Source organism: Variovorax nivicola, assembly GCF_051216475.1.
Taxonomy (GTDB): Bacteria; Pseudomonadota; Gammaproteobacteria; order Burkholderiales; family Burkholderiaceae_C; genus Variovorax.
Map to the genome: position 1 here is coordinate 172209 of NZ_JBPJZK010000010.1, position 17994 is coordinate 190202.

The following is a 17994-nucleotide window of genomic DNA, read 5'->3' on the forward strand; positions in this document are numbered from 1 at the left end:
GCCGGTCTGGCCCGCCCTCTCCTCACTCACCTTCCTCTTTCATGACCCACACAACCAACGCCATGAAAAAGCTCCTTCTCGCCACGGCCCTGTCGGCCGCCGCGTTCACCGGCGCCACGGCGCAACAGCAACCACAACAGCCCGAATACACCGCACCGGCCGTGGCTGCCAAGCCCGCAGGCGGGCCGGTGAAAAACGCCAACTACGTGGTCGACCCGACGCACACCTTCGTGATGTACGAAATGGGCCACTACGGCACCACCACCAACCGCGGGCGCTTCAGCACCAAGGACGGTTCGGTGCAGATCGACGGCACCGGCGCCAGCGGCAAGGTCGACATCACGATGGACATCAGCTCCATCAACACCGGCGTAGACCTGCTCAACCGCCACGTGCAGAGCAAGGATTTCTTCAACGTGGCCGAGTTTCCAACCGGCCGCTTCGTGGCCGACCGCATCGACTTCAGCGGCGGCAAGGTGGTCGACGTGCCTGGCACGCTCACGCTGATGGGCCAGACCAAGCCGGTGACGCTGAAGGCCGTGCGCTTCAACTGCTACCTGAGCCCGCTGATCAACCGCCAGGTGTGCGGCGGCGACTTCGAGACCACGGTGGAGCGCAGCGACTGGGGCATCACCTGGGGGCTGAACTTCGGCTTCGAGAACAAGGTGAAGCTGCTGGTGCAGGTCGAAGCGGTCAACGTGCAGTGACACGGGCTCATGTTCATCCGGTTCGTGGTTGGAGGCGACGAGGAAGATCACCGGCAGCTCAGCGGGCTCGTCACCGAGACCCGCATCCTGCGAGACAAGGGCGAACTCACGGCCGCGGAAGAAGAGCGGCTCGAAGCGATCTATGCGTGGTTCAACGCGAATCTGCCCTGCCCTCCGTTCTCGAGTGCCGGTTGGTCGAGGAACGCCGTAGCCTGGTTCAAGGATGGCGCCACCGAGTCGATCCAGCAGATGCGCAGCCTCGCGGCGCTTCTGATCCAACATGACACCGCTGTCCGGATGCTGCGCTCGCGCAATCCCGGCAAAGTGCTTTACGAGGACCGGTTCCAGATCGTCGTCGAGGAATGGAAGAACCTGTGATGCGGCGGACGGGCGATCTGCGCTCGGCGACAACCAAGGAAACTGAATGATGGACACCACCCTTTCCCTGCTCGGCATCGCCGGCGCCATGACTGTGGGCGCGATGAGCCCCGGCCCAAGTTTCGTGATGGTGGCTCGCACCGCCGTGAGCTCTCGCGCTGACGGACTGGCTGCCGCGTTGGGCATGGGTGCCGGCGGACTGGTCTTCGCGATCGCCGCGCTGGCCGGGCTGCAGGCGGCGTTCCTGGCCGTGCCGGCGCTGTACGTGGCCATCAAGGGCCTGGGGGGCGCCTACCTCGTCTACCTGGGCATCCGGATATGGAGCGGCGCGCGCCAGCCGCTTGCCGTGACGCAGGAGACGGGCGCCTCGCCGCGCCAGCAGGGCCGCAGCGGCCGCGCCTTCCTGCTGGGCCTGGCCACGCAGGTCAGCAACCCGAAGACGGCGGTGGTGTACGCCAGCATCTTCGCGGCCTTTTTGCCGCGCGAGGTGCCGCTGGTGCTGGCACTCGCGGTGCCGGCGGTCATCCTCTGCATCGAGACGGGCTGGTACGCCATCGTGGCGCTGGCGCTGTCCTCGGCGGCGCCGCGCTCGGCCTACCTGCGCTACAAGGTCTGGATCGACCGGGCCGCCGGCGGCGTGATGGGGCTGCTGGGCCTGCGGCTCATCTGGTCGGCCGTGCGCGGCAACTGAAGGGTCGAAGCTACAGCAGGCTCTCCGGCGTCAGCGGCGCCAGGATCTCGAGCATGGTCCGGTCCCAGAAGCCGGAGTCGGGCTCCTCGGTCAGCACGGTGAGCTTGCCGGCGTCGTCGCTGACCCATTCGATGCGCGACTCGCTGCTGCCCTCGGCAAAGCGCAGCCGGTAGGCGCCCTGCTGCTTGAGCACATCGATGAGCTTCAACGCCTGCTGCGCCATCTCGGGGCTGCGGATGAAGAGGCCGATTTCGGTGTTGTGCGTCTCCGAGCGCGGGTCGAAATTCATCGAGCCGACGAAAAGAATGCTCCGGTCGATCACCGCCGACTTGGCATGCAGCCTGCCCACCGAGGTGCCGAACAGGCCGAGCCGCACGCTGCGCCGGGTACGCGTGGAGCTCAGCTCATAGAGGTCGGCGCCGAGCTTGAGCATGTCGGGCCGGTAGCGGCGGTAGGCCGTGTGCACCAGCGGCTCGTCGGTGGCGGCCAGCGAATTGGTGACCACGCTGATCTTCACGTTGCGGCCGCGGATCTCGCGCATCACCTCCAGCCCCGAGGCGCCCGGAATCAAGTATGGCGAGACGATGGTCACCTCGGAGCGCGCGCGGCGCATCTGCTCGACCACGTTGTAGCGCACGCTGTCAACGTCGAGCAACGGCACGCCGCCGTAGGAGGCGGTCTTGCCGATCACGCGCTCGGGCGAATCGGCGTAGGCCTCTGCGGTGGCCCAGATCAGGCCGAGCTTACCGGCGTTCAGGTCTTCCGCCATCGGGCTGTAGCCGAGCAGGTCGTTGGGCGCGGGCGGCGGCGGCGGTGGCGTGGTGTCAGGGCCGGTGGCGACGTCGAAGCGCTTCTGCAGCTCCTCGCGCGACAGGTCGCTGCTCACCACCGACTGGATCGGCCGCACGTAGATGCTGTTCCAGTACTGGTCGAACAGGCTGCCCAGCCGCGGGACCAGCGCACCGGTGACGAAGGTGTCGAGGTCGAGAAAGTTCTCGCCCGCGGTACGCCTGAAATACTGGTTGCCGATGTTGCGCCCACCCGCCACCGCCATCGCGCCGTCGGCGATGAACAGCTTGTTGTGCATGCGGCGGTTGACGCGGCTGAAGTCGAAGAGCGAGGCGCTGAAGCGCTTCAGCAGGCTGCCGCGCCCGGCCGGGAACGGGTTGAACAGGCGCAGCTCCACGTTGGGCGTGGCGGCGAGGCCGAGCAGCAGCTCGTCTTCGCCGGCGGTGTAGAGGTCGTCCATCAGCAGCCGCACGCGCACGCCGCGCTGGGCGGCGTCGCGCAGGGTGCGCAGCAGGTAGCGGCCGGTCTCGTCGTTCTCGATCTGGTAGTACTGCACGTCGAGCGTGCGCTGCGCGCGGCGGGCCAGCTGGATGCGGGTGTCGAAGGCGAAGTCGCCGCCGGGCATGAGGCGGAAGCCGCTCAGGTCGGGGTCGGGCTGCGAGGCCAGCGCGATCTTGCCGAGGGCGGTGTCGGCCGAGACGGCCATGGCCTTGGTGGGCGGTCGCGGCGCCTCGTCGGGCAATGTGGCGCAGCCGGCGAACAGCAAGACCGCCGCCATGACGAAAACCCAGTGCCCACAACGCGAAAGCGACAGCAGGCGACGGGTCATCGGTGGCTTTCTACAGGGCCTTGCGAAGGTTGGCGGGCGCGATGCGCAGCGCCTCGCGGTACTTGGCCACGGTGCGGCGCGCGCACTCGATGCCCTGCTCCTTCAGCATCTCGGAGATCTGGCTGTCCGACAGCGGCTTCTTGATGCTCTCCGAGCTGACGAACTGCTTGATCAGCGCGCGCACCGCGGTGCTCGACGCATTGCCGCCGGTCTCGGTACCCAGTGCCGAGCCGAAGAAGTACTTGAGCTCGACCGTGCCGAAGGGCGTGGCCATGTACTTGGCGGTGGTCACGCGCGAGATGGTCGATTCGTGCAGGCCCAGTTCGTCGGCAATCTCGCGCAGCACCAGCGGCCGCATCGCGAGTTCGCCGTGCACGAAGTAGCTCTTCTGCCGCTCGACGATGGCGTTGCTCACGCGCAGGATGGTGTCGAAGCGCTGCTGGATGTTCTTGATGAACCAGCGCGCCTCCTGCAGCCGCTGCGACAGCGCCTGACTGCCTTCGCCCTTGTGCGACTTGAGCGCGCCGGCGTAGATGTCGTGCACGCGCAGGCGTGGCATGACCTCGGGGTTCAGCATGACGCGGAACTTCACGTTGGTGCCGCGGCCCGTCTTGGTGACGATCACGTCGGGAATGACGATGTTGCGCTCGACGTCCACGAAGCGCCGGCCCGGCTTGGGCTCGAGCCGCGCAATGATCTGCAGCGCCGAGCGCACCAGTTCCTCATTGCTGCGGGTGAGCGTGGCCAGGCGCTTGAAGTCGCGGCGCGCAAGCAGCTCCATTGGCTGCTTGCAGATGGCAATGGCGATCTTGCGGACCAGCTCCTCTTGCTCGGTCTCGTCCTCGCGGGCCAGGGCGCGCAGCTGGATGCCCAGGCATTCGCCTAGGTCGCGCGCGCCGACGCCGGCGGGCTCCAGGCTCTGCAGCAGGCCGAGCGCCACCTGAAAGTGGTGCACGAGGTCGTCGAACTGGTCGTTGTCGTCGCCGGCCAGGCCCGAGGCCAGCGCGGGCAGCGAGTCTTCGAGGTAGCCGTCGTCGTTGAGCGATTCGATGAGAAAGCGCAGCGCGGCGCTGTCGTTTTCGTTCAGGCGCAGGCTCAGCGCCTGGCGGTGCAGGAAGGACTGCAGCGATTCCTGGCTGCGCGCGAGTTCGGTGGCGTCGGCGCGTTCGTCGTCGCCCAGGTTGTTCTGGCGCGCAGGCGCGTCGCTGCCCCATTCGCTGTCGTCGGGCGCCATGTCGACGGTGCCGTCGCCTTCCCAGTCGGGCTCGCGCTCGGCGATTTCGGCGGCGGGGCCGTCGGTGTCGGCCGTGGTGGTGGTGCTGGTTTCGGTGGAAGCAGTGGACGCGCTGGCGGCGGGCGAAGCGAAGTCGCTCTCGCCGTCGCCGCTATCACCGCCGTCATCGCGCGGTACCGGGGCATCGGCCGTGTCGAGCCCGAACTCCTCGCGCGCCGCTTCTTCCGCGGTGCGCTCGAGGAACGGGTTCTCGTCGAGCATCTGCTCCACCTCCTGGCTCAGTTCGAGCGTGGAGAGTTGGAGCAGCCTGATCGACTGCTGCAGCTGCGGCGTCAGCGCCAGATGCTGCGAGACGCGAAGGGATAGCCCTTGCTTCATGGGAACCGCTCCCGCCCTTACATGCGGAAGTGTTCGCCCAAGTACACCCTGCGTACTTCGGCGTTGTCGACGATCTCCGAGGGTGTGCCTTGTGCCAGCACATGCCCGTCGCTGATGATGAACGCGTGATCGCAGATGCCCAGCGTTTCACGCACGTTGTGGTCAGTGATGAGCACGCCGATGCCGCGCTCCTTCAGGAAACTGATGATCCGCTGGATTTCGATCACCGCGATCGGGTCGATGCCGGCGAAGGGCTCGTCCAGCAGGATGAAGCGTGGCTGCGTAGCCAGCGCGCGCGCAATTTCGACGCGGCGGCGCTCGCCGCCCGACAGCGCAAGCGCCGGCGAATCGCGCAGGTGGTCGACGCGCAGGTCGGCCAGCAGCTCGGCCAGGCGCTCGTCCATGTGCTGCTTCGACAACGGCGCCATCTTGCCGTTCGCGTCGGGCTCCATCTGGAGCTCGAGCACGGCGCGCACGTTTTCCTCGACCGTGAGCTTGCGGAAGATCGAGGCTTCCTGCGGCAGGTAGCTCAGGCCCATGCGGGCGCGGCGGTGGATCGGCATGTGGGCGATGGGCTCGCCGTCGATGGTGATGTCGCCCGCGTCGGCGCGCACCAGCCCCACGATCATGTAGAACGAGGTGGTCTTGCCCGCGCCGTTCGGCCCGAGCAACCCGACGACTTCGCCCTTTTGCACGTCGAGCGAGACGTCTTTCACGACCGTGCGGCTGCCGTAGCTCTTCTTCAGGCCGCGCGCGACCAGGCGGCTGCCCGGTGCGCCGTTGGCGTCCTGCGTTCCAGCGGTTTCGATCACTTGCGGGTTTCTCCCTGGTCACTGAGCGTGGTGCTCTGGCGCAGGCCCTTGCCTGGTGCCGGCGTGGGCGCTGGCGGCGGCGCCTTCGCGCCGGCCGGAGCCGAAGCACCGGCCGCCGGTGCGGTGGCGGCCTTGGGGGTCAGGATGGTCTTGACGCGCCCGCCCGGGGTGGACGCGTTGACGGCGGTGTTCGGCGGCACGGTGGAACCGTTGACCGTGTAGGTGTCGTTGCTCTGGTCGTAGACGATCAACGCGCCCTGGCTCTCGTCGTTCGGCGTGGCGCCGAGCAGGCGGCGCATGGTGGCGTTGCGGATGAACTTGACGTTGTCGGCGCGGCTGTCGTACTCGATGACTTCCGACTCGCCCTCGATCCACTCGTCGGGCGCATTGCGCTTCTGCTTGTAGTAGGCCCGCTTGCCCGGTGCCGCCGTGACCACGCCGTACTGGTAGCCCTCGGGGTCCTGGCGTACGTCCATGCGCGCGCCGCGGATGATGATCGTGCCCTTCGTAACGAGCACGTTACCGGTGAACACGCTGGTCTGCTTCAGGTCGTCGTAGCGCATCGAGTCCGACTCGATGTTCATCGGCTTGGTGCGGTCGGCGGTCTCGGCCAGGGCGCCCGAGGCAAGGCCGGCCAGCAACAGCGCGCCGGCGGCCAAGCGGCCGATGCGACGGAGGAAGGGAGTGGTGGGGTGAGAGTGCAATGTCATAGAGGCACGAAACTTGCTCGGCATTGTATGCGGCTGATTGCGTCAGCCCCGCACGCACAGATGAAAAAGCCCGCCGATGCGGGCTTGACTTTCTTCCTGGATTCCTTCCGGGAACACCGCGGAACCGGCTCCGCCGGGCCGCGATCTTGGGGGGTCAGCCCTTCTTCGCTTCGCCGATCAGATAGTTCACGACCTGAAGCACTTTGGTCATGTTGCCGGCGGTTTCGCCGTCCACATACCAGCGGCCGGCCACGGCCATTGCCGGCACGCCAGCCACCTTGTAGGCGTCGGTCATTTGCGAGGCGCGCTTGGCCTTGCTGGCCACGCCGAAGGAAGTGAAGGTTTCCTTGAACTTGGCGCCGTCCAGGCCGTTGGCGGTGGCCCAGGCAATGATGTTGGCGTCGCCGTTCACGTTCTGGCGCTGCGCGTGGATCGCGTTGAACACCTTCGGCTGATATTCGTCGACCTTGCCCATGGCTTCGAGCGCGTAGTACAGGCGCTGCTTGGCTTCGACGTCGTTGCCCACGAAAGGCACCGGGATGCGGCGGAAAGCAACTTCCTTGGGCACCGTCTTGATCCAGGCTTCCAGCGCCGGCTCGAAGTCGTTGCAATGTGGGCAGTTGTACGAGAAGAACTCGACCACCTCGATCTTGCCGGCGGGCGCGTCGACCGGCACGCGCTTGTCGAGCACCAGGTACTCGGTGCCGGCCTTGGGTGCACGCGCCTGGGCGTGGGCCGGGTTGGCGGCCAGGGACAGCAGCCCGAGCGAAGTGGCGGCCAGCGAAAAGTCACGACGTTTCATTGAAAGAGCTCTCCAGTTGTTACGGCAGACTGAGCCGGCGCGCGGCGGGGAGTTCCCCCGTGTCCGGCGCGCCCGAGGCAGTGGATGGTGGCGGCAAACACCGCGCGGCGAAGCTTAGGGGCTATTTGTGTCGGCTGCCGGGTCAGCGCTGCACACGAACCAGGGCCGAATCCATGCCGCCGCCGTCGAGCCGCTCCTTGAGGCGGTCGGCGTCGTCCTTCTTGTTGAAGGGGCCGGCGCGCACGCGGTAGACGGTGCGGCCCGCCTGCTCGCGCTCGGTGACCTTGGCCTCGACGCCCATCAGCGACAGCTTGGCGCGCTGCGCCTCGGCGTCGTCGGTGGTGCGGAAGGCGCCGGCCTGCACGAAGTACATGAACGGATCGGGGCCCGAACTGCTGCTGCCGGCGTTGCTGTTGCTGCTCGGTGCGGCCGACGCGGTGGTCGTGCTGCCGGAGCTGGCACCGCCGCCCGAGCGCGCCCGGGCCAGGTCGCCCAGCGGATCGTTCGACGGCGGCAGGGCGTTGGCTTCGGCCGGCACCGGCGCCGTGCGAGGCGGCTTGGGCGCCACCACCACGGGCACCGGCGGTGCGGTCGTGGGTGGTGCGGTGACCGGGGCCACGGCGGTAGTTGCCGGCTCGCCGGTGACGGGGTTAACCGGGCCGGTGGGTGCGGGCGCCGGCTTGGCGGCGCCTGCCTTGCCGGCCAGCGGCGCGTTCGGGTCCCAATCGCGGTTCTTGCGGGCTTCGGCCTCGTCCTGCTCGGCGCCGCCGCGCTGCGTCTTGGTCACGAACGGGATCGGCACCTTGGTCACGTAGACCGCGATGCCCAGCGCGACGCCCAGGCCGAGCACCAGCCCGATGATCAGGCCGATGACGATGTTGCCGCGTTGTCTGGTTGTCTTCTTCATGGTGAGGAGGTTCACATCTTGCTCGGCGCACTGACGCCGAGAATCGCGAGGCCATTGTGCAGCACCTGCGCGGTCGCGGCGACCAGCGCCAGGCGGGCCAGCTTGACCTTTTCGTCGTCGACCAGGATGCGCTCGGCGTCGTAGTAGCTGTGGTAGCTGGCGGCCAGCTCGCGCAGGTAGAACGTGACGTCGTGCGGGGCGAAGTCCTTCGACGCAGCCGTCAGCATGGCCGGGTACTTGGCCAGCAGCAGCATCAGCGCCTGGGCGGCCGGGCTTTCGAGCGGCGACAGGTCGACGTCCTTGAGCGTGGCGGCGTCGCCGCCCCAGCCGGCCAGCACCGAGCAGATGCGCGCATGCGCGTACTGCACGTAATAAACCGGGTTGTCGTTGTTTTTCGTCACCGCGAGGTCGACGTCGAAGGTGTATTCGGTGTCGGGCTTGCGGCTGAGCAGGAAGAAGCGGATGGCGTCGGTGCTGGTCCACTCGATCAGGTCGCGCAGCGTGACGTAGCTGCCGGCGCGCTTGCTGATCTTGACCTCTTCGCCACCCTTCATCACGCGCACCATGGTGTGCAGCACGTAGTCGGGGTAGCCCTGGGGAATGCCTTCGCCCGCCGCCTGCAGGCCGGCGCGCACTCGGGCGATGGTGCCGTGGTGGTCGGTGCCCTGGATGTTGATGACCTTGTGGAAGCCGCGCTCCCACTTGGCGATGTGGTACGCCACGTCGGGTACGAAGTACGTGTACGTACCGTCCTGCTTCTTCATCACGCGGTCTTTGTCGTCGCCGTAGTCGGTCGACTTCAGCCACAGCGCGCCGTCTTGTTCGTAGGTCTTGCCAGCGGCCACGAGCTTCTGCACCGCGGCTTCGACGCGGCCGCTGGTGTAGAGGCTGGACTCCAGGTAGTACTGGTCGAAATGCACGCGGAAGGCCTGCAGGTCCAGGTCTTGCTCGCGGCGCAGATAGGCCACGGCGAACTCGCGGATCGCGTCGAGGTCGTCGATGTCGCCGCTGGCGGTGACTTCGCGGTCTTCCGACTTGACGGTCTTCTTCGCCTTGAAGTCTTCGGCGATGTCGGCGATGTAGTCGCCGTTATAGGCCGGGGCCTTCTCGCCGCTGGGCCATTCGGCGTCGCCGGGCTTGAAGCCACGGGCGCGCAGCTGCGTGCTGGTGGCCAGCGTCTGGATCTGCACGCCGGCGTCGTTGTAGTAGTACTCGCGCCAAACGCTTTCGCCCTGCGAGGCGCGCAGGTTGCAGATGGCGTCGCCCAGCGCGGCCTGGCGGCCGTGGCCGACGTGCAACGGGCCGGTCGGGTTGGCAGAGACGAACTCGACCAGCACCTTCTCGCCGGTGGCCGGCTGCTGCCCGAAAGTATTCCCGGCCGACAGCACCTCGCGCACGATCTGCTGCTTGGCCGTCGTCTTCAGGCGGATGTTGAGAAAGCCGGGGCCGGCGATCTCGATGGCCTCGACCCATTGGCCGAAAGCGGGGGTGGCGAGCAGCGCAGCGCTCAGTTGCTCGGCCAGTTCGCGGGGCTTGCGCCCCAGCGGTTTGGCGAGCTGCATGGCGGCCGTGCTGGCGAAATCGCCATGCGCAGCCACCTTGGGTGACTCGAACGCGGCTTTGGAGCCAGCGCCGGGCGAGAAGGATTCGAGCGTGTTCGCGAGCGCCGCGAGCAGCTCCTGTTTGACCAATAGCATCCGGGAATTTTACCGGGGGCAAACCCGAGAGCAGTTGACGATGGTCATCCGATCCCTGTCTTCGCCCGTTACGATGGTCTGCCCCGAGGCGGGGAACCTGTCACAACTCAACCTTGCGAGGACACATCACCATGAAGAAGCTCCTTTCCCTGGTCGCACTGGGCCTTTGCCTTTCCTTCGGCGCCGCACAGGCTCAAGACAAGGCCGCCACCCCGGCACCAGCCCCCGCCGCCGCTGCTGCACCCGCTGCCGCCGCCGGCGCAAGCTGCGAAACCAAGGCTGTGGACAAGAACGGCAAGGCACTGGCAGGCGCGGCCAAGGCCAGCTCCATCAAGAAGTGCGAGAAAGACACCAAGGCTGCAGCGGCTCCCGCCTGCGCTGCCAAGGCCGTCGACAAGAACGGCAAGGCACTGGCCGGCGCCGCCAAGAACAGCTTCATCAAGAAGTGCGAGAAAGACGCCAAGGCCTGAAGCCACGCTGCACTGACAATTGTGAAAAGAGGCCCGCCACGTGCGGGCCTTTTTCATGGCTGAGCCGGTGTTCGCTACTTCAGCACGCCCAGCAGGTTGTTGAAGTCGTCGGTCCAGGGCCGCTGCCCGGGCTTCGTGGCGATCGGCGTCGCGGCCTCCCGTATCAGCTCGCGCGCCAGCACCTGCGGATCGCGCGCGACCAGCACCCAGTCGGTGCGATGCAGCCAATCGGACTGCTCGGCCTCGTCGTGCACCAGCACCGCGTGCAGCCCCCGGGCCTCGGCCACTTTGGCGATCACGGGCGCGAGCGCCAGGAACCGGTTGGTCACGTGAAAGGCGATCACGCCGTCGGGCTTCATGTGGCGCAGGTACACGTCCATCGCCTCGGCCGTGAGAAGGTGCACCGGCACCGAGTCACCTGAAAAGGCGTCGACCGCGAGCACGTCGAAACCCTGCGCCGGCTCTCGCTCCAGCGCCAGGCGCGCATCGCCGAGCACGCGTTCGATGCGCGCCTCGCTGTCGCGCAGGAAGCTGAATTCCTTGTCCGCCAGCGCGAACACCTGCGGATTGATCTCGTAGAAGCGGTAGACGTCGCCGCTGCGGCCGTAGGTCGCGAGCGTGCCGGCTCCCAGCCCGATCAGGCCCACGCGGCGCGGCGCGGACGGCGCAGAGTCGATTGCGCGGCCGATGCCCGAGGTCTCGCCGTAGTAGGTGGTGGGCTCGTGCCGACGCTCCGGGTCCAGGAACTGCGAGCCGTGCTTGATCGACCCATGCGCCAGCTGACGCACGTTGTCGGACGGCGGATCGCCCGTCGTGTCGTAGACCAGCAGCGCCCCATAGAAATTACGCTGCAGGCTGCGCGCGCCCGACCGGTCGCTGCCGACCTGCAGCAGCAGGAAGAGCGTGCAGCACGCGGCCAGCACCACGCAGCAGACCCGCAGCCACACCCGCTGACGCAGCACAGCCGCGGCCGCCAGCGCGGTCAGCATCAGGCCGAGCCCCAGCTCGTAGTACGCCACCAGCACATGCGGCGCGACCAGCCCGACCGTCACCCCGCCCAGCGCCCCGCCGAGCGACATCATCAGATAGAAGCGCGTGAGGTAGCGCGGCCCCGGCCGCAGCTTCGCGGTTTCGCCGTGCAGGAACATGCACAGCACGAACAGCCCCGACACATACAGCGGCAGCGCGATGCGGACTTCGGCGCCGATGTGATGCTGCAGGCCGAAGGCGCACAGCAGCAGCATGACGGCCGCCAGCGGCAGGAACACGCCGCGCCGGTACCAGCGGTCGCTCTCGAAGCACAGGACGAAGGTCAGCAGGTACAGCGACAGCGGCAGCACCCACAGGAAAGGCACCGCGGCAACGTTCTGGGTGATGTGGTTCGTCACGGCCAGCAGCAGCCACGACGCCAGTGCCGGCAGCGCGAGCCACAGGAGGTAGTCGGCGACGCGCGGCGGCTCGTCCTCCACGACAACCTGGGCCGCCTGGCCCGGCGATGGCTGCAGCGGCACTGCCTCGGCCGTCAATCGCCGCGCCATGTACAGCGTCGTGCCGGCACACAGCACCACGAACGCGCCATAGCCCCACGACCATCCGTGCGCCTGCTGCAGCAGCGTGCTGCGCGGCTCGATCAGCACCGGATAACTCAGTAGCGACAGCAGCGACGCCAGGTTCGACAGCGAGAAGTATCGGTACACCTGCGCGCCCCACGGCGTGCGCGCCACCCACGACTGCACCAGCGGCCCGGTGGTCGAGAGCAGGAAGTACGGCAGGCCGATGGTGCCGAACAGCAGACCCAGGATCCGCCAGGCCGGGTCTTCGGTGCCCGTGGGCTTCCAGTTCGCGCCCACCACGATCGGAAGAAACGCCAGGCTCGCGAGCAGCAGCCCCACGTGCAGCACGGCCTGCGCCCGCATGCGCAGATGGCGCGTGACCCAGTCGGAATACGCGTACCCCGCCAGCAGCACCACCTGGAAGAACACCATGCAGATCGACCACACCGCGGCCGAGCCGCCGAACCACGGAAGAATCTGCTTCGCGATCAGCGGCTGGACCAGGAACAGCAGGAACGCGCTGCTGAAGATGGTTCCGGCAAACAGAAGCTGGATGCCGGGGTGTCCCATGCCGGGCTTACTTGCCGAAGCCGCGTGCCAGGAACACCGCCACCAGCGGAATGAGCGCTATCAGGTGCGCCTGCACCATCACCAGCTTGCGCGTTTTCTTGATGTCGGCCTCGGCCGGCAGCTTGCCGGTGGCGCGCAGCGTCTTGCGCCAGCGGAAGTAGGTGAGCGTCGGGAAGATCGAGAGCACGCCCACGATGATGAAGAGCCCCAGCTTCACGTGCAGCAGCGGGTTGGTCCAGTACCAGGCCGTGCCCTTCACGCCCCACCAGGTGCGCGCGATGCCCGTGGCAAGCACCGCGATGGCGGCAATGCCGTAGACCATGTCGACCTTGGCCAGCCGCTCGACCACCGCGGCATTGAGCCACTGCACGCGGCATAGCGCCGCCTCGCTGGAAATGAAGACAACCATCGTGAGGATGGCAAGCAGATGCAGATACGCGAGGATGGCTTCGAGCGTCATCGATGGCTTTCTTCCGAGTGGGGTTGCAAATGCAAACAGATTGTGACGCCGCCGATGCGCCTCAGGCCCTCCCACCCCAGAATTCCGGGTTGCCGTATTGCTCCTTGAGGAAATCAAGCCACAGTCGCACCCGCAGCGGCAGGTGCTTGGCGCCCGCGAACACCGCGTAGATGCCGTTGGGCGGCGCGGCGAACTCGTCGAGCAGGGGCACGAGCAGGCCGGCATCGATCTCGGCCTCGACCTCCCAGGTGCTGCGCCAGGCGATGCCGTGGCCGGCCAGGCACCAGTCGTGCAGCACCTGGCCGTCGGAGCAATCGAGCGGGCCGCTGGGGCGCAGGTGGATCAGCTCCTGGTTGCCTTCCTCGTTGACGATGCGAAAGGCCCAGCCGCGCGTCTGCGAGGCATCGCTCGACAGCGTGAGGCAGGCAAAGCGCGAGAGCTCGCCCGGGTGCTTGGGCATGCCGTGCCGGCGCACGAACTCAGGCGTGGCAACGCAGCGGCGGCGGTTGTCGGCGAGCCGCACGCTCACGAGCGACGAATCGGGCAGGTCGCCCACGCGCACCGCGCAGTCGAAGCTCTCGCCGGTGACGTCGACCACGCGGTCGCTGAGGTTCAGCGAGATCGTCACTTCGGGGTGCAGCGCATGAAAGCGCGGCACCAGCGGCGCGACGTGCCGGCGGCCGAAGCCGGCCGGCGCCGTCACGCGCAGATGGCCGCTGGCCTTGATGCCGCCGGCGCTCACGCTGGCTTCGGCGTTGGCGAACTCGGTCAAAAGGCGCTGGCAGTCTTCGAGGAAGGCGCTGCCTTCGTGCGTGAGCGTGATGCGGCGCGTGGTGCGCACCAGCAGCTTGACGCCCAGGCGCTCCTCCAGCGCATCGAGCCGCCGCCCCATGATCGCGGGCGCCACGCCTTCGGCCTTGGCCGCGGCCGTGAGCCCGCCGCGCGTCGCGACCGAGACGAAGGATTCGAGCTGCTTGAGGCGGTCCATGGGGCGGAAACTATATCGCCCGCCTGTTTGTTGGTTAGTTGGAGGGCGCCTATTCGGGCCGCACGCCCGCCTCGCGCACCGCTTCGCCCCAGCGCGCATGCTCCGCCTTGATGTACTGCGCCGCCTGCTCCGGACTGCCGCCCACGGGCGTGCTGCCTTCGGCCAGCAGCTGCGAGATGGTCGCGGGCTTGGCCAGCGCCTTGTCGACCGCGGCGTTGAGCTTCTTCACGATGTCGGCGGGCGTGCCGGCCGGCACGACGAGCGCCTTCCAGTCCACCGCCTCAAAGCCCTTGTAGCTCTCGCCCACGGTCGGCACCTCGGGCATCACCGGCAGGCGTTTGGCCGATGTGACGGCCAGCGCGCGCAGCTTGCCGCCCTTGACCATGGCGAGCGCGCCTTGCGGCGTGGCGAACATGTAGTCGGTCTGGCCGCCGAGCAGGTCGGTGATGGCGGGCGCGGCGCCTTTGTACGGCACGTTGAGCACCTGGAAGCCCGCGCGCTTTGCGAGCACCTCGCCGGCCATGTGGCCCAGCGTGCCGGTGCCGGCGAGCGCCTGCTTGATCTCGCCGGGCTTGGCCTTGGCCGCGGCGACCAGATCGGCCAGCGACTTGTACGGCGCGTCCGCGCGCACCACCAGCACCACGGGCTGCGAAGCCACGACCGATACCGGCACCAGGTCCTTCAGCGCGTCGTAGGGCATCTTCGGGAACAGCGTCGGGTTGATCGCGAGGTTGGCGGTCTGGCCGAGGCCGACGGTGTAGCCGTCGGGCTTGGACTTGGCCACCACGTCCATACCGATGTTGCCGTTGCCACCCGCGCGGTTGTCGACGATGAAGGTCCACTTCGTGTCGTCGACGAGCTTCTGCGCGATGAGGCGCGCCACGATGTCGGTGGCGCCGCCGGGCGTGTAGGGCACGACGAGGCGCACGGGCTTGTCGGGCCAGGCTGTGTCTGCCAGGGCGGGGGCGGCGTTCAGGCATGCGGCGGCCGCGGCGCACGCCAGCAAGGCGCGCCGTGTGGTGAAAAACATGGGGTCAGTCTCCGAGGGTGATGTGTTGTGTTTCGAGCGCGGCGATTTCTTCGTCGCTGTAGCCCACTTCTTTCAGCAACTCGCGGCTGTGCTCGCCAACGTGCGGCGGCTGCAGCCTTATGCCGGGCCGCTCGCCGCCCAGCGTGAACGGCATCAGCGGCACCTTGGCCGTGCTGCCGTCGTTCATGCGCACCGGCGCAAGGCCGCCGGTGGCGTTCAGGTGCGGGTCGTCGAACAGTTCCTGTGGCTTGGTGATGGGGGCGAAGGGCAGCTCGTTCTGCTCGAACACCGCGCTGAGTTCGGCCGCGCTGTGGCTCGCAAGGTGCGAGCGCAAGATGGGCATCATCCATTCGCGCGCCAGCACGCGGTCGTTGTTGGTCTTCAGGCGCGGGTCGGCCAGCATGTCTTCGAGGCCGAAGGCCTTGCAGAAAATGGCCCACTGCTTGTCGCTTACCGCAGCCAGGAAGATCTGCTCGCCGTCTTTCACGGTGAACACGTCGTACACGGCCCAGGCAGAGATGCGGCTGGGCATCGGGTCGGCCGCCTTGCCGGTGGCGGCGAACTGCATCATGTGCTGCGCGACCAGGAACACGTTGTTCTCGAACAGCGCGGACTGCACTTCGCAACCCTTGCCGGTAAGGTCGCGCTGGCGCAGCGCAGCCATCGCGCCGATGGCTCCAAACATGCCGCCCATGATGTCGTTCACGCTGGTGCCCGCGCGCAGCGGGTCGCCCGAGCGGCCGGTCATGTAGGCGAGGCCGCCCATCATCTGCACCACTTCGTCGAGCGCGGTGCGGTGGTCGTAGGGGCCGGGCAGGAAGCCCTTGTGGCTCACGTAGACGAGGCGCGGGTTGAGCTTGCTGAGCGTGTCGTAATCGAGCCCCAGCTTCTTCATCGTGCCGGGCTTGAAGTTCTCGCTGACGATGTCGGCAGTGGCGATGAGGCGCAGCGCGGCCTCCACGCCCTCAGGCTTCTTCAGGTCGAGCGCGATGCTCTTCTTGTTGCGGTTGAAGGTCGGGAAGAAGCCCGAGCCCGAGCCGAGCAGGCGGCGCGTGTTGTCGCCCTCGATGGGCTCGACCTTGATGACCTCGGCGCCGAGGTCGGCCAGCAGCAGGCCGCAGGTCGGGCCCATGACCATGTGGGTGAATTCGACGACGCGGACGCCGGCATAGGGCAGTGGATTCGCTTCAGACATGTGCGGTGGTTTCCTGAACAAAGCCTTTTGGCAGACCGGCTTCGGGCGTCATGCCATAGACCGGTTCGCCGGGCAGGCCGGCCATGAGCGGCGCGCGCGCCGCGATGAGTTTTTCGATGTCGATGCCTGTGCGCACGCCCATGGCCTCGAACATGAACACGAGGTCTTCGGTGACGGCATTGCCCGAGGCGCCCGGTGCGTAGGGACAGCCGCCGAGGCCGCCAAGCGATGCGTCGAAGGTGCGCACGCCCTCGTCCCACGCCGCAAGGCAGTTGGCGATGCCAAGGCCGCGGGTGTTGTGCATGTGGGCCCCGCCCGCGTGCTTGCCGATCTCCGCGCGCAGCCGCTTGAAGAGGCGGCGCACCTGCGCGGGGTTGGCGTAGCCCACGGTGTCGGACAGGCCCGATTCATCCGCACCGGCCTCGATGCATTGCGCGGCCAGGCGGATCACGTCGTCTTCGGGCACCAGGCCCTGCAGCGTGCAGCCGAAGGCGGTGGAGATGCCGGCTTCAAGCTTCACCTGCGGCGCGATGGCGCGGCGCAGATCGGAGATGGCGCGCACCTCCTCGACCATCTCGGTCGGCGTCTTGCGCACGTTGGCCAGCGAATGCGCGACGCTGGCAGACACCGGCATGGTGAGCTTGTGCACGCCGGCGTCGAGCGCGGCCTGCGCGCCCTTGCGGTTGGGCACCAGCGCCATCACGGTGAGGCCGGGCAGCGTGACGGCGTGGCGCACCACCTCGGCGGCATCGGCCATCTGCGGCAGCAGCTTCGCGGGCACGAAAGAGGCGACCTCGATCTCGCGGATACCGGCGGCGTAGAGCGCGTCGATCCAGCGCAGCTTGTCAGCCGTGGGCATGGTGGCCTTGACCGACTGCAGGCCGTCGCGCGGGCCGACCTCGCTGATGAGGACGTCGGGGGGTGTCATCGGATTTGTCTCCTTCGATGGAATCGTGGAATCGCTTGACTGTTCTATCTTGCAGAACTATATTCCGTTAAACAGAATTAGACCGTCGATACATCCGACTGTCAAGCCGAGCCATTCCTTCCTCATGCCCCGCAAAGCCCAGACCGAATCCGTGTCAGACCTCAACGCCGCCCCCGGCGGCGCGGCCGCTGTCGACCGCGCGCTGAGCCTGCTCTCGGCCTTCCAGCCGGGCGACGAGGCGCTGTCGCTCGCGCAGTTCGCCGAACGCACGCAGCTCTACAAGAGCACCGTGCTGCGGCTGCTGGCTTCGCTCGAACATGCGCGGCTGATCCGCCGGCAGGACGACGGGCGCTACGCGCTGGGCATGGAGATCGCGCGGCTGCACGGGCTGTACGCGGCGTCGCTGTCGCTCGACCGCATCGTACTGCCGGTGCTGCGCTCGCTCGCCGCGACGACGGGCGAAAGCGCTGCGTACCACGTGCGGCAGGACCAGGGCGACAGCTGGGTGCGCCTGTGCCAGTTCAGGGTCGATTCATCGCACGTGGTGCGCGACCACGTGCGCGCCGGCGACCTGCTGCCTAACGACCGTGGCGCAGGCGCGCGCGTGCTGATCGCCTTCGGCCCGGAGGCTGAGCGGCCGCGCGGCACGAAGGAACGCAAGCTGTACGACGGCATCCGCGCGCAGGGCTACTGCGCGCTGGTGGGCGACCGCACGGCGGAGCTGGCGGGCATCTCGGCGCCGGTGTTCCATGCGGACGGCAGCCTCGCCGCTGCCGTTACGCTGACCATGCCCACGCACCGCTATGAAGAGCGCTACATCGAGCCGGTGCGTGCTGCGGCGAAAGAACTCAGCGGCCAGGTTTGAG

Annotated in this window: 18 protein-coding genes; 5 read left to right on the forward strand and 13 right to left on the reverse strand. The window is 67.7% G+C overall.

What is annotated here, in order from left to right; genetic code table 11:
• Positions 1-62: 62 nt before the first annotated feature.
• From ACSFBF_RS30390 to ACSFBF_RS30400, 3 genes are read left to right on the forward strand one after another with little or no spacing between them, the layout of a single operon-like run.
• The gene (locus tag ACSFBF_RS30390; protein WP_435473522.1) at positions 63-707 is read left to right on the forward strand and encodes a YceI family protein; all 645 of its coding nucleotides are present in this window, start codon (positions 63-65) and stop codon (positions 705-707) included.
• A gap of 9 nt (positions 708-716) precedes the next feature.
• Positions 717-1085, forward strand: a complete 369-nt coding sequence (locus ACSFBF_RS30395; protein ID WP_435473524.1) for a hypothetical protein — start codon at positions 717-719, stop codon at positions 1083-1085.
• A 46-nt stretch (positions 1086-1131) separates the two neighbouring features.
• The gene (locus ACSFBF_RS30400; RefSeq protein ID WP_435473526.1) at positions 1132-1776 is read left to right on the forward strand and encodes a LysE family translocator; all 645 of its coding nucleotides are present in this window, start codon (positions 1132-1134) and stop codon (positions 1774-1776) included.
• 10 nt (positions 1777-1786) lie between these two features.
• Here the strand turns inward: ACSFBF_RS30400 and ACSFBF_RS30405 are convergent, their stop codons facing one another.
• The 7 genes from ACSFBF_RS30405 to argS form a co-directional block, all read right to left on the reverse strand.
• Positions 1787-3394 carry a phospholipase D family protein gene (locus ACSFBF_RS30405; protein ID WP_435473528.1) on the reverse strand — a complete coding sequence of 536 codons (1608 nt, stop codon included), beginning with the start codon at positions 3392-3394 and terminating at the stop codon, positions 1787-1789.
• Between the two features lie 10 nt (positions 3395-3404).
• Positions 3405-5006, reverse strand: coding sequence for an RNA polymerase factor sigma-54 (rpoN, locus tag ACSFBF_RS30410; protein ID WP_435473530.1), 1602 nt, complete (start codon positions 5004-5006; stop codon positions 3405-3407).
• A 17-nt stretch (positions 5007-5023) separates the two neighbouring features.
• On the reverse strand, positions 5024-5818 hold the full coding sequence (lptB, locus tag ACSFBF_RS30415; protein ID WP_435473532.1) for an LPS export ABC transporter ATP-binding protein: 795 nt from the start codon (positions 5816-5818) through the stop codon (positions 5024-5026).
• The gene (gene lptA / locus ACSFBF_RS30420) at positions 5815-6528 is read right to left on the reverse strand and encodes a lipopolysaccharide transport periplasmic protein LptA (RefSeq protein WP_354337104.1); all 714 of its coding nucleotides are present in this window, start codon (positions 6526-6528) and stop codon (positions 5815-5817) included. Before lptA ends, lptB begins: the two co-directional genes overlap by 4 nt.
• A gap of 154 nt (positions 6529-6682) precedes the next feature.
• Positions 6683-7330, reverse strand: a complete 648-nt coding sequence (locus ACSFBF_RS30425; protein WP_435473534.1) for a thiol:disulfide interchange protein DsbA/DsbL — start codon at positions 7328-7330, stop codon at positions 6683-6685.
• A gap of 142 nt (positions 7331-7472) precedes the next feature.
• The gene (locus ACSFBF_RS30430; RefSeq protein ID WP_435473536.1) at positions 7473-8237 is read right to left on the reverse strand and encodes an SPOR domain-containing protein; all 765 of its coding nucleotides are present in this window, start codon (positions 8235-8237) and stop codon (positions 7473-7475) included.
• 11 nt (positions 8238-8248) lie between these two features.
• The gene (gene argS, locus ACSFBF_RS30435; RefSeq protein ID WP_435473538.1) at positions 8249-9934 is read right to left on the reverse strand and encodes an arginine--tRNA ligase; all 1686 of its coding nucleotides are present in this window, start codon (positions 9932-9934) and stop codon (positions 8249-8251) included.
• Between the two features lie 131 nt (positions 9935-10065).
• Here argS and ACSFBF_RS30440 point away from each other — a divergent pair, with 131 nt between their 5' ends.
• Complete coding sequence (locus ACSFBF_RS30440; protein WP_435473540.1) at positions 10066-10404, forward strand: hypothetical protein; 339 nt, start codon at positions 10066-10068, stop codon at positions 10402-10404.
• 74 nt (positions 10405-10478) lie between these two features.
• On the opposite strand, the gene ACSFBF_RS30445 is transcribed toward ACSFBF_RS30440, so the two are convergent.
• From ACSFBF_RS30445 to ACSFBF_RS30470, 6 genes are all read right to left on the reverse strand, one after another.
• Positions 10479-12527: a spermidine synthase gene (locus tag ACSFBF_RS30445; RefSeq protein WP_435473542.1), complete on the reverse strand. Its 2049-nt coding sequence runs from the start codon at positions 12525-12527 to the stop codon at positions 10479-10481.
• 7 nt (positions 12528-12534) lie between these two features.
• On the reverse strand, positions 12535-12987 hold the full coding sequence (locus ACSFBF_RS30450; protein WP_093054094.1) for a DUF2214 family protein: 453 nt from the start codon (positions 12985-12987) through the stop codon (positions 12535-12537).
• Positions 12988-13048: 61 nt separating this feature from the next.
• The gene (locus tag ACSFBF_RS30455; RefSeq protein WP_354337108.1) at positions 13049-13975 is read right to left on the reverse strand and encodes a LysR family transcriptional regulator; all 927 of its coding nucleotides are present in this window, start codon (positions 13973-13975) and stop codon (positions 13049-13051) included.
• Positions 13976-14024: 49 nt separating this feature from the next.
• The gene (locus ACSFBF_RS30460; protein ID WP_435473545.1) at positions 14025-15005 is read right to left on the reverse strand and encodes a Bug family tripartite tricarboxylate transporter substrate binding protein; all 981 of its coding nucleotides are present in this window, start codon (positions 15003-15005) and stop codon (positions 14025-14027) included.
• Between the two features lie 4 nt (positions 15006-15009).
• Entirely contained in the window at positions 15010-16200 is a 1191-nt protein-coding gene (locus ACSFBF_RS30465; protein ID WP_435473547.1) for a CaiB/BaiF CoA transferase family protein, read from the reverse strand.
• A complete protein-coding gene (locus ACSFBF_RS30470) occupies positions 16193-17128 on the reverse strand; it encodes a hydroxymethylglutaryl-CoA lyase (RefSeq protein ID WP_435473549.1) in 936 nt (311 codons plus the stop codon). The genes ACSFBF_RS30465 and ACSFBF_RS30470 overlap by 8 nt, the downstream gene beginning before the upstream one ends.
• Positions 17129-17252: 124 nt before the next feature.
• On the opposite strand from ACSFBF_RS30470, the gene ACSFBF_RS30475 reads away from it, so the two are divergent.
• Positions 17253-17993 carry an IclR family transcriptional regulator gene (locus tag ACSFBF_RS30475; protein WP_435473551.1) on the forward strand — a complete coding sequence of 247 codons (741 nt, stop codon included), beginning with the start codon at positions 17253-17255 and terminating at the stop codon, positions 17991-17993.
• The last annotated feature ends 1 nt before the right edge of the window (position 17994 follow it).

Excerpts from the sequence above, each read along its gene's own strand:
- ACSFBF_RS30400 (WP_435473526.1), top strand. The coding sequence starts at position 1,132 with ATGATGGACACCACCCTTTCCCTGCTCGGCATCGCCGGCGCCATGACT.
- ACSFBF_RS30455 (WP_354337108.1), bottom strand. The coding sequence starts at position 13,975 with ATGGACCGCCTCAAGCAGCTCGAATCCTTCGTCTCGGTCGCGACGCGC.
- ACSFBF_RS30405 (WP_435473528.1), bottom strand. The coding sequence starts at position 3,394 with ATGACCCGTCGCCTGCTGTCGCTTTCGCGTTGTGGGCACTGGGTTTTC.
- ACSFBF_RS30460 (WP_435473545.1), bottom strand. The coding sequence starts at position 15,005 with ATGTTTTTCACCACACGGCGCGCCTTGCTGGCGTGCGCCGCGGCCGCC.
- rpoN (WP_435473530.1), bottom strand. The coding sequence starts at position 5,006 with ATGAAGCAAGGGCTATCCCTTCGCGTCTCGCAGCATCTGGCGCTGACG.
- ACSFBF_RS30390 (WP_435473522.1), top strand. The coding sequence starts at position 63 with ATGAAAAAGCTCCTTCTCGCCACGGCCCTGTCGGCCGCCGCGTTCACC.
- ACSFBF_RS30470 (WP_435473549.1), bottom strand. The coding sequence starts at position 17,128 with ATGACACCCCCCGACGTCCTCATCAGCGAGGTCGGCCCGCGCGACGGC.
- ACSFBF_RS30475 (WP_435473551.1), top strand. The coding sequence starts at position 17,253 with ATGCCCCGCAAAGCCCAGACCGAATCCGTGTCAGACCTCAACGCCGCC.
- ACSFBF_RS30445 (WP_435473542.1), bottom strand. The coding sequence starts at position 12,527 with ATGGGACACCCCGGCATCCAGCTTCTGTTTGCCGGAACCATCTTCAGC.
- ACSFBF_RS30425 (WP_435473534.1), bottom strand. The coding sequence starts at position 7,330 with ATGAAACGTCGTGACTTTTCGCTGGCCGCCACTTCGCTCGGGCTGCTG.
- ACSFBF_RS30440 (WP_435473540.1), top strand. The coding sequence starts at position 10,066 with ATGAAGAAGCTCCTTTCCCTGGTCGCACTGGGCCTTTGCCTTTCCTTC.
- ACSFBF_RS30395 (WP_435473524.1), top strand. The coding sequence starts at position 717 with ATGTTCATCCGGTTCGTGGTTGGAGGCGACGAGGAAGATCACCGGCAG.
- lptA (WP_354337104.1), bottom strand. The coding sequence starts at position 6,528 with ATGACATTGCACTCTCACCCCACCACTCCCTTCCTCCGTCGCATCGGC.
- argS (WP_435473538.1), bottom strand. The coding sequence starts at position 9,934 with ATGCTATTGGTCAAACAGGAGCTGCTCGCGGCGCTCGCGAACACGCTC.
- ACSFBF_RS30450 (WP_093054094.1), bottom strand. The coding sequence starts at position 12,987 with ATGACGCTCGAAGCCATCCTCGCGTATCTGCATCTGCTTGCCATCCTC.
- ACSFBF_RS30465 (WP_435473547.1), bottom strand. The coding sequence starts at position 16,200 with ATGTCTGAAGCGAATCCACTGCCCTATGCCGGCGTCCGCGTCGTCGAA.
- ACSFBF_RS30430 (WP_435473536.1), bottom strand. The coding sequence starts at position 8,237 with ATGAAGAAGACAACCAGACAACGCGGCAACATCGTCATCGGCCTGATC.